This is a genomic window from Rathayibacter sp. PhB151, assembly GCF_004366415.1.
Lineage (GTDB): Bacteria > Actinomycetota > Actinomycetes > Actinomycetales > Microbacteriaceae > Rathayibacter > Rathayibacter festucae.
On record NZ_SOEN01000007.1, the window covers coordinates 1,208,558 to 1,222,625 of the forward strand.

A 14,068-nucleotide genomic window follows, 5' to 3' on the forward strand; every position below is an offset into this window, starting at 1 on the left:
TGGTTCTGGTCTGCTGGGTCGTGTCCGGGGGAGGGCGGTCACCACGTGGTGGGGTACTCGACCGGCGGGACCGTGGACGGCTCCACCCGGTTGGTCTTGAGCACCTGGGTCATGACCTGCTGGAACACGGGGGCCGTCGCCTGGGACGTGTTCATCTTAACCGGATCGGCGATGGTGACCGTCACGACGTACTCCGGGTCCTCCGCGGGCGCGAGGCCGGCCAGCGAGACGGTGTAGCTCTTCGAGTAGCCGCCGTTGCCGTCCGGCTGCTGCGCCGTGCCGGTCTTGGTGGCGATGTTGTAGCCGTCGACGTGGATGTCGTTCGCCAGCCAGCCCTCGTTGTAGTGGGTCTGCAGCATGTCCACGACGTCCTTCGCGGCACCGGCGGAGACCACCGGGGTCCCGGTGCTGTCGGGCACGTCGATCACGGAGCCGTCGGGCGTGGTGCAGCCCTCGACCAGCTGCGCGGGCAGGCGCACCCCGCCGTTGCCGAGGGTCTGGTAGATGCTCGCGACCTGGACCGCGGTCGCCGAGACGCCCTGCCCGAACATCGTCGTGTAGTTGGTCTGGTTGTCCCAGTCCTCGGAATCGGCGAGGAGGCCGCCGGTCTCGCCGGGGAAGTCGACGGCGGTCGAGGCGCCGAGGCCGAACTTCTTGAGGTAGTCGTAGCGCTGCGAGGCGGAGAGCTTGGAGCCCATCATCGCGATGCCGACGTTCGAGGAGTCCTTGAGGATCCCGGTCAGCGTGTAGTTCGTGGGCGTGTGCGCGAAGTCGTCGCTGAAGGAGGCGCCGTCCTTCTCGAAGGTGTCGGGGACGACGACCTGGCTCGTCGGGCTCGCGAGGCCCTGGTCGATCAGCATCGCCGCCGTCATCGGCTTGAAGGTCGAGCCGGGCTCGAACGGGCTCTGGAAGGCGCGCGAGCCGCGGTCGGCCGGAGCGCTCGCCGAGACGTTGTTCGGGTCGACGGTCGGGGTCTCGGCGACGGTCAGGAGCTTGCCGGTCTTGACCTCCTGCACCACGACGATGCCGTAGCTGCCGCCGACCTCGGCGACCCGCTGGGCGAGCACCTGCTGCGAGTAGTACTGCAGGTCGGCGTCGATGGTCAGCTCGAGCGTCCCGCCGTCGACCGCGGGGGTCTCCGCCACGGTGCTGCCGGGGATGCGGACGTAGTCGGCGCTGCGCTCGTAGCTCTCGGAGCCGTTGGCCCCGGCGAGGCACGCGTTCTCGGCGTACTCCATGCCCTCCTGGGCGGCGCCGTCGCCGCCCACGTAGCCGACCAGGTTGCCGGCGACCGCGCCGTTCGGGTAGGTCCGGCCCTGCTGCGTCTCGAAGTAGGTCCACGGGATGTCGAGGGCGACGAGCTTCTGGTACGCCTCGAGGTCGAGGCCCTCGGAGAGGATCAGGTAGTTCGCCTTCGGGTCCTTCGCGACCGCGTCGCTCACGGCCGTGACGATCTGCGGGACCGTCTGCCCGGTGATGGCGCCGATCTCGGAGGCGGCCTGCTCGACGCTGACCATCACCTCCTGGCCGTCGGGCATCTCGCGCAGGAACTCCGCGACGTTCTTCGGCGAGGTCGTCAGCCGGTACCGGGTCGTGGCGTCGGCGAGCACCGTGCCGGAGCGGTCGACGATCGAGCCGCGGGTGCCGTAGGTGATGACGCTGTTCGACTGGTTCTGCGCCGCCTCGTCGGTCAGCTCGTTGGCGCGGACGACCTGGATGTCGACCAGCTTGCCGATGAACAGTCCGACGACGGCGGCGATGACGAGGAAGGTGACGGCGGTGCGTCGCCTGCTCGAACGGTGGTGTCTCACGGCGCTAGGGGCCCTTCGGTGCGTGGTCGGAGCGGCTCGGTGCGTGCTGGGCGGAGTCAGTGCGTGATCGGGGCGGGCAGCTCGCCCTGCAGCGGTGCGACCGCCGTGGTGGAGCCGGGTGCGGCCGCGGCGGCCGGCGGTGCGATCAGCGCGTTCGGCACGGCGGAGGCGGTCGCGGCGGTGCCGACCTCGCTCGCGGCGGCGGTGGCGGGATCGCCCAGCACCGCGCCGTCGGAGAGGCGGAGGTAAACGGGCGCGGTGTTCGCGACCATGCCCAGGCCCTGCGCGGCGGTCGCGAGGTTCTGCGGCGAGCTGAGGGTGTCGACCGCGTCCTGCTTCTCGGCGTTGCCGCGGGTCAGCGTCTTCTGCTCGCCCTGCAGCGTCGCGATCTGGTACGCGCCCTCGGAGAGGCCGACGCTGACCAGGAGCTGGATCACGATGATCGCGAAGAGCCCCGCGACGGCGACGATCCCGTAGACGAGCTTCGGCCGGGCCTGGCGCGCCGGAGTGGGGACCGCCTCGATGCGGGGTCGCTGGGCCGGCTCGGCGGGCTGCGCCGGTCGTGCGGTGCTGCGGTCGATGACGGGGTCGATGACGGCGGTCGCGCTCATGCGGTGCTCCTGATCCTCTCGGCCGCGCGTAGTCGCACGGGTGTCGCTCGGGGGTTGGCGGCCTTCTCGTCGTCCGAGGCGAGCTCTGCGCCGCGGATGACGAGCCGGAACTCGGGTCGGTGCTCGGGCAGCTCCATCGGCAGGCCGACCGGCGCCGTGGAGGAGGAGGCGGCCTGCAGGGCGCGCTTGACGATGCGGTCCTCGAGCGACTGGTACGCCTCGACGACGAGGCGCCCGCCGACGGCGATGCGGCCGAGTGCAGCGGGGATCGCCCGCTCGAGCACGGAGAGCTCCTGGTTGACCTCGATGCGCAGCGCCTGGAAGACGCGCTTGGCCGGGTGCCCGTTGCGCTGGATCGCGACCGGGGTCGCCGCCTGGATGATCTCGACGAGCCGGCCGGAGCGCACGATCGGCGCCGATGCGCGGGCCTCGACGATCTTCTTGGCGTAGCGCGCCGCGAGCCGCTCCTCGCCGTACTCGTGGAAGATCCGCCGGAGCGCGATCTCGTCGTAGTCCGCGAGGATGCTCGCCGCGGTGAGCGGCGCCGACGCGTCCATCCGCATGTCCAGCGGGGCGTCCTTGGAGTAGGAGAAGCCGCGCTCGGTCTCGTCGAGCTGCAGCGAGGAGACACCGAGGTCGAAGAGGGCGCCGTCGATCGTGTCGATGCCGAGCTCGTCGAGGACGTCGGGCAGCTCGTCGTAGACGGCGTGCACGAGGTCGATCCGCGCGGAGTGCGCGGCGAGCCGGGCACCCGCCAGCTCGAGGGCCTCCCGGTCGCGGTCGAGGCCGACGAGGTGGAGGCGCGGGAAGCGCTCCAGCAGCGCGAGCGAGTGGCCGCCCATGCCGAGCGTCGCGTCGACGAGCACGGCGCCGTCGCGCTCGAGCGCCGGAGCGAGCAGCTCGACGCAGCGCTCGAGGAGCACTGGGAGGTGCCGCTCCTCGGTCGGGCGCACGCCGGGGCGGGCTGCGTCGGCGCTGGTCGCGTCGTCCGCGCTCACGTCCGCGCGGTGCGCAGGGGTGCTCTCGGTGCTCTCTGCCATGGCGGTCCCGCCGTCCTGTTCCTGCCGTCCGATCCCCATCCAGCTCACGACCGGACACCGGGGAAGGTGCGTCCGGGCGCCGAGTGGCTGGGAGTCGCGCGGCAGGAGCTAGAACAGTCCGGGGATCACCTCCTCCTCGGTGTCGGAGAACACGGACTCCTGCTCGGTGAGGTAGCTGTCCCAGGCGTCCTGGGCCCAGATCTCGGCGCGATTGCCCGCACCGATGACGGTGAGGTCGCGGTCGAGACCGGCGTAGGCGCGCAGCGGCGCCGGGAGGGTGATGCGGTTCTGCTTGTCCGGCGTCTCGGCGCTGGCGCCGGAGAGGAAGACGCGGAGGAAGTCGCGGGCCTGCTTGCTGGTGACCGGCGCCTGGCGGATCTTCTCGTGCATCGCCTCGAACTCGCGCTGGCTGAAGACGTAGAGGCACCGCTCCTGGCCGCGCGTGACGACGACTCCGGAGGAGAGCTCGTCGCGGAACTTGGCGGGAAGGATGACGCGGCCCTTCTCGTCGAGCTTGGGGGAATGAGTGCCGAGGAACAACGGACTGCCCCCACTTCTCTCCGGCCAAGGTTGGTGTGGGCCCCACAGTACTCCACTTCCCCCCACCCACAACCCTCCGATCCGCCGCGGCGCGCCGCAGTCACCCCGTCGATCCGCGTCGTTCCGCGGATCCGCAGCGGTGGAGCGCAGTGGAGGGGAATCGCACTCCCGGGGAGCGTCCGGGCACGAAAAAAGGGCCGATCCGTGAGGATCGACCCTGTGGGTGGTGCGGGGTGGAGGACCCGCGCCGTGGAGCGCTAGGAGCGGCCGTCGCCGCGGTTGTCCCACCGGTCGTTCAGACGGTCCATGAAGTTGGACCCCTGGCGTCCGCTCGCGGAGCGCGGCTTCGAGGGCCGGCCCGCCTCGGGGATTCCGGAGGTGGTGGAGCCGCCGGGCGCGGGGCGCATCGCGACGACCACGCCGGCCAGCATCAGCGCGAAGCCGGCGACGCCCACGAGGGGCTGACGGACGATCACGCCGGCGACGAGGACTCCCAGGCCGACGATGGCGAGGAGGATGCCGAGCACGAGCGCGCGGTAGTTGGTGCCGCCCCGGCCCTTGCTGACCGCCGCGACGAAGTCGGCGTCGTTCTGATAGAGATTGCGCTCCATCTCGTCGAGGAGCCGTTGCTCGTGTTCCGAAAGCGGCATCGGGACCCCTTCAGGGTGTGGCGTCGACCCGGCGGGGACGGCACCGAGGGTGGGCGGGCGGTCTGCTCGACCGGGCTGGTGGCGCTTCAGTGTAGACCGCGGCCCGCCGAGGCGCCAGGCGCCATCGGTGCATAGGCTGGTCGGGTGAACCACAGCACTCGTCTGGTCGATCGCGTCCAGTTCCGAATCGATGAATTCCTCACCGGGCGCACGCCAATTCTGCGCTCCATCGGAGAGGACGTCTCCGCCCTCGGCGACCTTTCGCGGGACTTTCTCAGCGGGGGCAAGCGCTTCCGGGCGCGCTTCTGCGAGGCGGGCTGGACGGCGGTCTCCGCGGTCCCGAGCGACGCGCACCGGAGCGCCTCGGATCCGATCGCCCGGGTCGGCGCGAGCCTGGAGCTGTTCCACGCCGCGGCCCTGGTCCACGACGACGTGATCGACAACTCCGACACCCGCCGGGGCGCCCCCTCGGCGCACCGCCGCTTCGCGTCGCTGCACGCGGGCGGCGGCTGGTCGGGCGACGCGGACGAGTTCGGCCGCTCCTCCGCGATCCTCCTCGGCGATCTGCTGCTGGTCTGGTCCGACGAGATCTTCGCGGACGCCGAGTGGGCGCTCGAGGACCGCACCGCCGCGGCGCGGGCCAGAGCCGAGTTCAACCTGATGCGCACGGAGGTGACCCTGGGCCAGTACCTCGACATCCTCGAGGAGAGCGCCTGGGTGCGGCACCCCGAGCACGAGCACCTCGAGCGCTCGGAGCGTGTCGTCGTCTTCAAGAGCGCGAAGTACAGCATCGAGGCGCCGCTGACCATCGGCGGCTCGCTCGGCGGCGGCGACGACGCCCAGATCGACGCCCTGCGCCGCTTCGGCCTGCCGCTCGGCATCGCCTTCCAGCTGCGCGACGACGTGCTGGGCGTGTTCGGCGATCCGGCCGTGACCGGGAAGCCCGCCGGCGACGACCTCCGCGAGGGCAAGCGGACCGTGCTGCTCGGCCTCGCCCGCGCGGCCGCCTCGGCCGGCGAGCGCGACGAGCTCGACGCCGTGGTGGGCCGTGCGGATGCGAGCGCCGACGACATCGCCCGCGCTCAGGAGATCGTGGCGGGCTCCGGGGCGCTCGACCGGCTCGAGGAGCGCATCGCCCGCGACGTCGAGGCCGCGCTGGCCGTGCTGCCGGACGCGCCGCTGCGCGAGGAGGGCGTCGCGGAGCTCCGCGAGCTCGCCGACCGGGTCACCGCGCGGACGGCCTAGGGCGGCTCGGCCCGGACCGGCTCAGTGCCGAGCCGGCTGCGCGCCGGCTCGGCTCAGGCGAGCGCCTGGGCGACCCGGCGCACCTCGGCCTTGCGGCCGGCGAGCAGCGCCTGCACCGGGCTGGTGCCGAGGCTGTCCTCGTCCGAGAGCAGCCAGTCGATCGCCTCGTCGTCCGAGAAGCCCTGGTCCGACAGCAGGATCGCCGTGCCGCGGATCTCGCTGAGCGGCTCGCCGTCGCGGAGGAAGACGGAGGGGACGACGAGCTTGCCGTCGCGGCGGGTGCCGAGCAGGTGGCGCTCCTCCAGAAGCCGGCGCACTCGGCTGACGCCGAGACCGGTGACCTCGACCAGGTCGGGGACGGTCAGCCACTCGATCTCGGGAGCGGACGGGGAGGCGGAGGCAGCGGACGAGTCGGTCACCCGTCAAGAGTGCCACGAGCCGCCTCCGCGTTGCACGCCGGTTGTCCGGAGGGTCTTGCCTAGACTCGTCGCGTGACCACCAGCCAGCTCGACCCTCTCCTCGGCCGTCTCGTCGACGGCCGGTACGAGGTGCGCTCCCGCATCGCGCGGGGCGGCATGGCCACCGTCTACCTGGCGCACGACCAGCGCCTCGAGCGCCGGGTCGCCATCAAGGTGATGCACGGGCACCTCTCCGACGACGCGACGTTCAAGAACCGCTTCGTCCAGGAGGCGCGCTCCGCCGCCCGCCTGGCCCACCCGAACGTGGTCAGCGTCTTCGACCAGGGCCAGGACTCCGACATGGCCTACCTGGTGATGGAGTACCTCCCCGGGATCACCCTGCGCGACCTGCTCAAGGAGCGCGGGCGGCTGACGGCTCAGCAGGTCGTCGACATCATGCACTCGGTGCTGTCCGGCCTCGCGGCCGCGCACCGGGCCGGGATCCTGCACCGCGACCTCAAGCCCGAGAACGTGCTGCTCGCCGACGACGGCCGGATCAAGATCGGCGACTTCGGCCTCGCCCGGGCGGCGAGCGCGAACACCGCGTCGGGTCAGGCGCTGCTCGGCACGATCGCGTACCTCTCCCCCGAGCTGGTCACCCGCGGCACCGCCGACACCCGCAGCGACATCTACGCCATCGGCATCATGATCTACGAGATGCTCACCGGCGAGCAGCCCTTCACGGGCGAGCAGCCGATGCAGATCGCCTACCAGCACGCGAACGACTCGGTCCCCTACCCCAGCGCGAAGGTGCCCTCGGTGCCGACCTCGCTCGACGAGCTGGTGCTCTGGGCGACGGAGCGCGACCCGGACATGCGCCCGCGGGACGCCGGCGTGATGCTGGCGCAGCTGCTCGAGGCCGAGCGTCTGATGGGCATCACTCCGACCGACCGCCGCGGCGCGGACACCCAGGCCGTCACCCCCCTTCCGGTGGCGGAGCCCGCGACCGCGCTGCTGTTCGACGAGGCGGTGACCGGGCACACCTCGGTGATCGAGGGCTCGCCGGCGGAGCTCGAGCAGAGCGACGACGACGACGCGGTCGCGCGGCTCGCGACGAAGCGCCGCACGCGGCGTCGCCGAGGCGTGCTGCTCACGGTGATCGTGCTGCTGCTCGCCCTCATCGGCGGCGGGACCGCGTGGTGGTACGGCGAGGGCCCGGGCGCGATCGTGAACGTGCCGGACGTGGTGAGCCGCTCGCAGGACGAGGCGACGGCCGCGCTGGTGAGCCAGGGCTTCGAGGTCTCGCCACAGCAGGCGAACGACCTGACCGTGCCCGCCGGCACGGTGCTCAGCACCGACCCGCCCAGCGGTCAGGGGCTGCACAAGGGCGAGGTCGTGACGCTGGTCGTCTCCAGCGGCCCGCGGCAGATCGAGGTGCCCGCACTGGCCGGTGTCTCCGAGGAGGAGGCGACGGCCGCGATCCAGGCCGCGCCGTTCACCGTGGGCGACGTGACGCGGATCTTCGACGCCGACGTCCCCGCGGGCGTCGTCGTCTCGGCGGCGCTGCCCGACGGCGGCGAGCTGCCCACGACGATGTCCGAGACGAGCACGATCGCGATGACGGTCAGCCTCGGGGCGATCCCCAACGTCGTCGGGCTGACTGTCGACGAGGCGACCGCCGCGGCGCAGGACGCCGGGCTCGCCCTCGACCGCGAGCGCGAGGACTGGAGCGACACGGTCGCCGCCGGCGTCGTCCTCACCCAGATCAACCCGGAGGCGCCCGCGACCACCGGCGACACGGTCTCCGTCGTCGTCTCCAAGGGCCCGCAGCCCGTCGCCGTCCCGAACGTCGTCGGGATGACGCGCGACCAGGCGAAGGCCGCGCTCAGCGCCGTCGACCTGAAGTGGAGCTACGGCCTGACGACCCCGCTGATCGACCAGGTGCCGGACGAGGTGACGAAGGTGACCAACCAGTCCGACAAGGAGGGCGCCCTCGTGCAGCGCGGCACCACGATCCAGCTCTCGATCACGATCACGATCTGACCGCGGAGCACTGCGGCCGGGTCGGTACGCCGTATCGGCATGCCGAGTCGGCATGCCGCGAATGCATGCTGGTCGAGCAGCCCCGCAGGGGCGTATCGAGACCAACCAACCTGACCGCGGTGGATCTCGATACGCCCGCTCCGCGGGCTACTCGCTCAGCATGTGGACGCCCGCTCAGCGGGCTCCTCGATCAGCATGACGGGCCCGCCCAGCGGGCTGCTCGATCAGCATGACGAGCCCGCCCAGCGGGCTCCTCGATCAGCAGCGAGGGCCCGCCGGCGGGCAGCGGCCGGCTCAGCGCTCGCGCAGCTCCTCGGCGACGAGGAAGGCCAGCTCGAGGGACTGCATGTGGTTGAGGCGCGGGTCGCAGACCGACTCGTAGCGCGTCGCGAGGGTCGCCTCGTCGATGTGCTCCGAGCCGCCGAGGCACTCGGTGACGTCGTCGCCGGTGAGCTCGACGTGGATGCCGCCCGGGTGCGTGCCCGCGGCGCGGTGCGCCTCGAAGAAGCCCTTGACCTCGTCGACCACGTCGTCGAAGCGACGGGTCTTGTAGCCGGTGGGCGTCGTCAGGCCGTTGCCGTGCATCGGGTCGGTGACCCACAGCGGCAGAGCGTCGCTCGCCTTGACCGCCTCCAGCAGCGGCGGCAGGGCGTCGCGGATCCTGCCGGCACCCATCCGCGTGATGAAGGTGAGGCGACCGGGCTCGCGGTCCGGGTCGAGCTTGTCGATCAGCTCGAGCATCGTCTCGGGCGTCGTCGACGGGCCGAGCTTCACGCCGATCGGGTTGCGGACGCGCGAGAGGAAGTCGACGTGCGCGCCGTCGAGCTCGCGGGTGCGCTCGCCGATCCAGATGAAGTGGCTGGAGGTGTTGTACGGCGTGCCGGTGCGCGAATCGATCCGCGTCATCGGGCGCTCGTAGTCCATCAGCAGGCCCTCGTGGCCGGTGTAGAACTCGGTGCGCTTCATGCCCTCGAAGTCCGCGCCGCAGGCCACCATGAACTTCACCGCGCGGTCGATCTCGCGGGCGAGCTGCTCGTAGCGCTGGTTCTGCGGGTTCTCGGTGAAGCCCTTGTTCCAGTAGTGCACGAGCCGCAGGTCGGCGAAGCCGCCCTGGGTGAAGGCGCGGATGAGGTTCAGCGTCGAGGCGGCCGTGTGGTAGCCCTGCACGATGCGGCGCGGGTCGGCGGTCCGCGACTCCGGAGTGAAGTCGTAGCCGTTGACGATGTCGCCGCGGTAGGCGGGCAGCGTCACGTCGCCGCGGGTCTCGAGGTCGCTCGAGCGAGGCTTGGCGAACTGGCCCGCCATGCGGCCCATCTTGATGACGGGCATGCTCGCGCCGTAGGTGAGCACGACGGCCATCTGCAGCACGGTCTTCACCCGGTTGCGGATCTGGTCGGCCGTCGCTCCGGCGAAGGTCTCGGCGCAGTCGCCGCCCTGCAGCAGGAAGGCCTCGCCGCGGGCCGCGGCGCCCAGGCGCTCGCGCAGCTGGTCGACCTCGCCCGCGAAGACGAGCGGCGGCAGCGCGGCGACCTCGGCGGACGCGGCGGCGACCGCGGCGGCGTCCGGCCAGTTCGGCTGCTGCTTGACCTCGAGCTCACGCCAATAGTCCAGGCCGGCGACCACGGAGGGGGCGGCGAGGACGTACGGTTCGTTCGGATCGATGACCACGAGGGTTCCTGGTTCTGACGGGCGCGCGGCGCGCGCAGTGATCGCCGCCCGGTCGGACGGCGACGGTTGACGAGCTTATCGGCTCGGCAGGACGCTCAGCGGAGGTGCGCCGAGTCGTGAGGTTCAGCGCAGCAGGGCCGCGCGCTTCTCCTTGACCGAGGTCGCATAGACGTCGAGATACTCCTGGCCGCTCAATGCCAGCAGCTCGTACATGATCTCGTCGGTGATCGAGCGGAGGATGAAGCGGTCGCCCTCCATGCCCTCGAAGCGGCTGAAGTCCAGCGGCTCGCCGAAGACGATGCCGATCCGCCCGAGCTTCGGGAGTCGGCTGCCGATCGGCATGATCCGTGCGGTGTCGATCATCGCCACCGGGACGACGGGCACCCGCGCCTCGAGGACCATCCGCGCGACGCCGGTGCGGCCGCGGTACATCCGCCCGTCGGGGCTGCGGGTCCCCTCGGGATAGATGCCGAGCGCCTCACCGCCGGCGAGGACGCGGAGCCCCGTGTTCAGCGACGCCTCGGACGCCTTGCCGCCGGAGCGGTCGATCGGCAGCATGCCGGTGGCGGTGAAGAAGAGCTTCGTCGCCCAGCCCTTCAGGCCCTTGCCGGTGAAGTAGTCGCTCTTGGCGAGGAAGACCATGTTGCGCTCGATCACCAGCGGGAGGAACACCGAGTCGATGAAGGAGAGGTGGTTGCTCGCCAGGATGACGCCGCCGGTGGCAGGGACGCGGTCGGCGCCGACCACCCAGGGCCGGAAGATCGTCTTGAGCAGGGGCCCCGCGACGATGTGCTTCATGAACCAGTAGAACAAGGGGCGCTCCTCAGCGGTCCGCGACCGGGGTCACAGCGAGCTCGCGTGCAGGCGGGCGAGGTCGGCGGCGCCGACGACCCCCGCGTCGTTGACGAGCTCCGCGATGCGGAACTCGGGCTCGGGGTGGTACCCCCGGGCGGGCAGGTTGTCGAGGTAGGCCTGGCGGATCGGGTCGAGCAGGAGGTCGCCGGCCTGCGCCACTCCCCCGCCGATCACGAACATCTGCGGGTCGAGGACCGCGCTGAGGCTCGCCGCCGCCTCGCCGAGCCAGTGGCCGAGCTGGCGGAGAGCCGCGAGGGCGCCCAGGTCGCCCGCGCTGATCAGCTCGGCGATCACGCCGCCGTCGAGCTCGCCGCCGTTCCTCGCACGCGCGTCGGCGATGCCCTGGCCGATCCCGCCGGCGTCGGCGAGCTCGGCGGCGAAGCGCTGCAGTGCGCGGCCGGAGCCGTACTGCTCGATGCAGCCGCGCGCACCGCAGCCGCAGGGCAGCCCGCCGGGGACGACCCGCATGTGGCCGATCTCGGCGGCCGCGCCGAAGCCGCCGCGCAGGAGCCGGTCGTTGATGACGATCGCGCCGCCGACGCCGGTGCCGATCGTGAGCATCAGCATGTCGCTCACCAGTCGGCCGGCGCCGTAGCGGAACTCGGCCCAGCCGGCCGCGTTGGCATCGTTCTCGATGATGATCGGCAGGTCGATCCGCGCCGAGAGCTTCTCGCGGAAGGGCTCGTTGCGCCAGTTGATGTTGGGGGCGTAGTAGACGATCGACTGCGAGGCGTCGATGAAGCCGGCCGCGGCGACGCCGACGGCGGAGACGTCGCCCGCGGGGAGGCCCTCGCGTAGGCGCGCCACCATCTCCACGACGACGTCGACGATGAGCTCGGGGTGACCGGCGGGCGTCGGCTGGCGGTCCTCGCGGACGATGCCGCCGAACTCGTCGACCAGCGCTCCCGCGATCTTCGTGCCGCCGATGTCGATACCGATCGCGTGCACGCGAACCGCCTTCCGCTAGCCTCCGGCGCCGCTGCGCCGCGGGTCCGCCCTGGAGCGGCGGCCACATCGAGTGTAGTGACCCGCTGAGAACCGACGTGCGGATCGTTATCCTGAGTGGATACACAGTCGGGAAGCGCAGGTAGGCTGGATCCGACAATCATTCAGGTACCGAAGGAGTTGCCGTGGAGCAGTTCGATTCCCCCCTCGTGGTCGCGCCGGATCCGCAGGCCAACACGACGGCGCTGCTGCTCGACCGTGTGCGGGAGACGCCCGACCGGGCGCTCTTCGCCCTCCCCGAGGCCGGCGGCTGGCGCGACGTCACCGCCCGCGAGTTCCTCGACCAGGTCACCGCGCTCGCGAAGGGCCTCGTCGCGGCGGGCATCGAGCCCGGTGACAAGGTCGGCCTGATCTGCAAGACCCGCTACGAGTGGACGCTGATCGACTTCGCCGTCTGGTTCGCCGGCGGCGTGCTCGTGCCGGTCTACGAGACCTCCTCCCCCGCCCAGGTCCAGTGGAACCTCTTCGACTCCGGAGCGCGGGCCGTCATCGTCGAAACGGCGGACCACTTCGCCCGCTTCGACGAGGTCCGCCCGGATCTCCCGGACGTCCGGCTCGCCTGGCAGATCGGCCTGGGCGACCTCGACAAGCTGGCCGCGCGCGGGGTCGACGTGCCGGACGCGGAGATCGAGCGCCGCCGCTCGATCGCCACCGGCGCCGACATCGCGACGATCATCTACACCTCGGGCTCGACCGGCCGACCCAAGGGCTGCATCATCCGGCACTCCAACTTCGTCGAGCTCAGCCGCAACTCCGCGGTCGCGCTCACGGAGCTGATCCACCAGCCGGGCGCCTCGACGCTCCTCTTCATCACGACCGCGCACGTGTTCGCCCGCTTCATCGCGATCCTCTGCGTGCACGGCGGGGTCAAGGTCGGCCACCAGGCCGACACGAAGCAGCTGCTCCCCTCGCTCGGCTCGTTCAAGCCGACGTTCCTGCTGGCCGTGCCGCGCGTGTTCGAGAAGGTGTACAACTCGGCGGAGCAGAAGGCCGAGGCCGGCGGCAAGGGCAAGATCTTCCGGCGCGCGGCCGACGTCGCCGTCGCCCACTCGATCGCCGTCGAGGCCGGCTCGGTGCCGCTCGCGCTGAAGCTGCAGTTCCTGCTGTTCGATCGGCTCGTCTACTCGAAGCTGCGCACGGCGATGGGCGGCAACGTCCGCTTCGCCGTGTCGGGGTCCGCGCCCCTCGGCGACCGGCTGGGCCACTTCTTCCACAGCCTCGGCATCAAGATCCTCGAGGGCTACGGGCTCACCGAGACGACGGCGCCCGCGACGGTCAACCGGACGGAGCGGTTCAAGATCGGATCGGTCGGCCCGGCGATGCCCGGCTGCTCCATCAGGATCGCCGCCGACGGCGAGATCCAGGTGCGCGGCATCGACGTCTTCGGCGGCTACTGGAACGACGAGAAGGCGACGGCCGAGGCCTTCGACGGCGAGTGGTTCAAGACCGGCGACCTCGGCTCGCTCGACGAGGAGGGCTACCTCCGCGTCACCGGGCGCAAGAAGGAGATCATCGTGACCGCGGGCGGCAAGAACGTCGCGCCGGCCGCGCTCGAGGACCCGATCCGCGCCAACCCGCTCGTCGGCCAGGTCGTGGTCGTCGGCGACCAGCGCCCGTTCATCGCGGCGCTGGTGACCCTCGACCCCGAGATGCTGCCTACCTGGCTCGCGAACAACGGCCAGGATGCGAAGCTCTCGCTCGAGCAGGCGGCCGTGAATCCGGCCGTCCTCGCCGAGGTGCAGCGCGCCGTCGACGCCGCGAACGCCCGCGTCTCGCGCGCCGAGTCGATCCGCAAGTTCGTGATCCTGCCCACCGAGTTCACCGAGGCGAGCGGCCACCTCACCCCGAAGATGAGCATCAAGCGGAACGTCATCCTCGACGACTTCGCCGCGACCATCAGCAGCGTCTACAGCGCCGCCCCGGCCACCGAGGGCATCAGCCTCCGCTGACGCGTCCACGTCTGCACCACGGCGGATCTCGATACGCCCGCTTCGCGGCCTACTCGATCAGCATGAACAGCAGCACTCATCGAGGCCCATGCTGCCCTAGCGCGGAGACCGCAGGTCCTCCGCCGGTCGAGTAGCCCGAAGGGCGTACCGAGACCCACCGTCTGCATGACGGCGGATCTCGATACGCCCGCTCCGCGGCCTACTCGATCAGCATGGATGCCTGCCGGAGGGTGACGGCCGAAGGGCGATGGCC

General features: G+C 71.4%; 12 protein-coding genes. 3 read left to right on the forward strand and 9 right to left on the reverse strand.

What is annotated here, in order from left to right; all coding sequences use genetic code 11:
* Positions 1–38 precede the first annotated feature (38 nt).
* The 5 genes from EDF35_RS13145 to EDF35_RS13165 form a co-directional block, all read right to left on the reverse strand.
* Positions 39–1,811, reverse strand: a complete 1,773-nt coding sequence (locus tag EDF35_RS13145) for a penicillin-binding protein 2 (protein WP_243839954.1) — start codon at positions 1,809–1,811, stop codon at positions 39–41.
* Positions 1,812–1,867: 56 nt separating this feature from the next.
* Entirely contained in the window at positions 1,868–2,422 is a 555-nt protein-coding gene (locus tag EDF35_RS13150) for a hypothetical protein (RefSeq protein ID WP_133962612.1), read from the reverse strand.
* On the reverse strand, positions 2,419–3,462 hold the full coding sequence (rsmH, locus tag EDF35_RS13155) for a 16S rRNA (cytosine(1402)-N(4))-methyltransferase RsmH (RefSeq protein WP_133962613.1): 1,044 nt from the start codon (positions 3,460–3,462) through the stop codon (positions 2,419–2,421). Before rsmH ends, EDF35_RS13150 begins: the two co-directional genes overlap by 4 nt.
* Before the next feature lie 108 nt (positions 3,463–3,570).
* Positions 3,571–4,002 (reverse strand): division/cell wall cluster transcriptional repressor MraZ, encoded by a 432-nt coding sequence (gene mraZ / locus EDF35_RS13160; protein ID WP_123446130.1) that lies wholly within the window; start codon positions 4,000–4,002, stop codon positions 3,571–3,573.
* A 257-nt stretch (positions 4,003–4,259) separates the two neighbouring features.
* Positions 4,260–4,652, reverse strand: a complete 393-nt coding sequence (locus tag EDF35_RS13165; protein ID WP_123704544.1) for a DUF3040 domain-containing protein — start codon at positions 4,650–4,652, stop codon at positions 4,260–4,262.
* A 144-nt stretch (positions 4,653–4,796) separates the two neighbouring features.
* Between EDF35_RS13165 and EDF35_RS13170 the strand changes: the two genes are divergently transcribed.
* Positions 4,797–5,897: a polyprenyl synthetase family protein gene (locus EDF35_RS13170; protein ID WP_123446128.1), complete on the forward strand. Its 1,101-nt coding sequence runs from the start codon at positions 4,797–4,799 to the stop codon at positions 5,895–5,897.
* Between the two features lie 53 nt (positions 5,898–5,950).
* Here EDF35_RS13170 and EDF35_RS13175 read toward each other — a convergent pair whose 3' ends face one another.
* Positions 5,951–6,316: an Rv2175c family DNA-binding protein gene (locus tag EDF35_RS13175; protein ID WP_243839955.1), complete on the reverse strand. Its 366-nt coding sequence runs from the start codon at positions 6,314–6,316 to the stop codon at positions 5,951–5,953.
* Positions 6,317–6,388: 72 nt separating this feature from the next.
* Here EDF35_RS13175 and pknB point away from each other — a divergent pair, with 72 nt between their 5' ends.
* Positions 6,389–8,338, forward strand: coding sequence for a Stk1 family PASTA domain-containing Ser/Thr kinase (gene pknB / locus EDF35_RS13180; protein WP_133962614.1), 1,950 nt, complete (start codon positions 6,389–6,391; stop codon positions 8,336–8,338).
* Between the two features lie 294 nt (positions 8,339–8,632).
* Here the strand turns inward: pknB and EDF35_RS13185 are convergent, their stop codons facing one another.
* The 3 genes from EDF35_RS13185 to EDF35_RS13195 form a co-directional block, all read right to left on the reverse strand.
* Positions 8,633–9,961: a 3-deoxy-7-phosphoheptulonate synthase class II gene (locus tag EDF35_RS13185; RefSeq protein WP_123446548.1), complete on the reverse strand. Its 1,329-nt coding sequence runs from the start codon at positions 9,959–9,961 to the stop codon at positions 8,633–8,635.
* 168 nt (positions 9,962–10,129) lie between these two features.
* Positions 10,130–10,819, reverse strand: a complete 690-nt coding sequence (locus EDF35_RS13190) for a lysophospholipid acyltransferase family protein (protein WP_123446126.1) — start codon at positions 10,817–10,819, stop codon at positions 10,130–10,132.
* A 30-nt stretch (positions 10,820–10,849) separates the two neighbouring features.
* Positions 10,850–11,809 (reverse strand): ROK family glucokinase, encoded by a 960-nt coding sequence (locus EDF35_RS13195; RefSeq protein ID WP_123446125.1) that lies wholly within the window; start codon positions 11,807–11,809, stop codon positions 10,850–10,852.
* A gap of 182 nt (positions 11,810–11,991) precedes the next feature.
* Here EDF35_RS13195 and EDF35_RS13200 point away from each other — a divergent pair, with 182 nt between their 5' ends.
* Positions 11,992–13,815 carry an AMP-dependent synthetase/ligase gene (locus EDF35_RS13200; RefSeq protein WP_123732987.1) on the forward strand — a complete coding sequence of 608 codons (1,824 nt, stop codon included), beginning with the start codon at positions 11,992–11,994 and terminating at the stop codon, positions 13,813–13,815.
* Positions 13,816–14,068 lie beyond the last annotated feature (253 nt).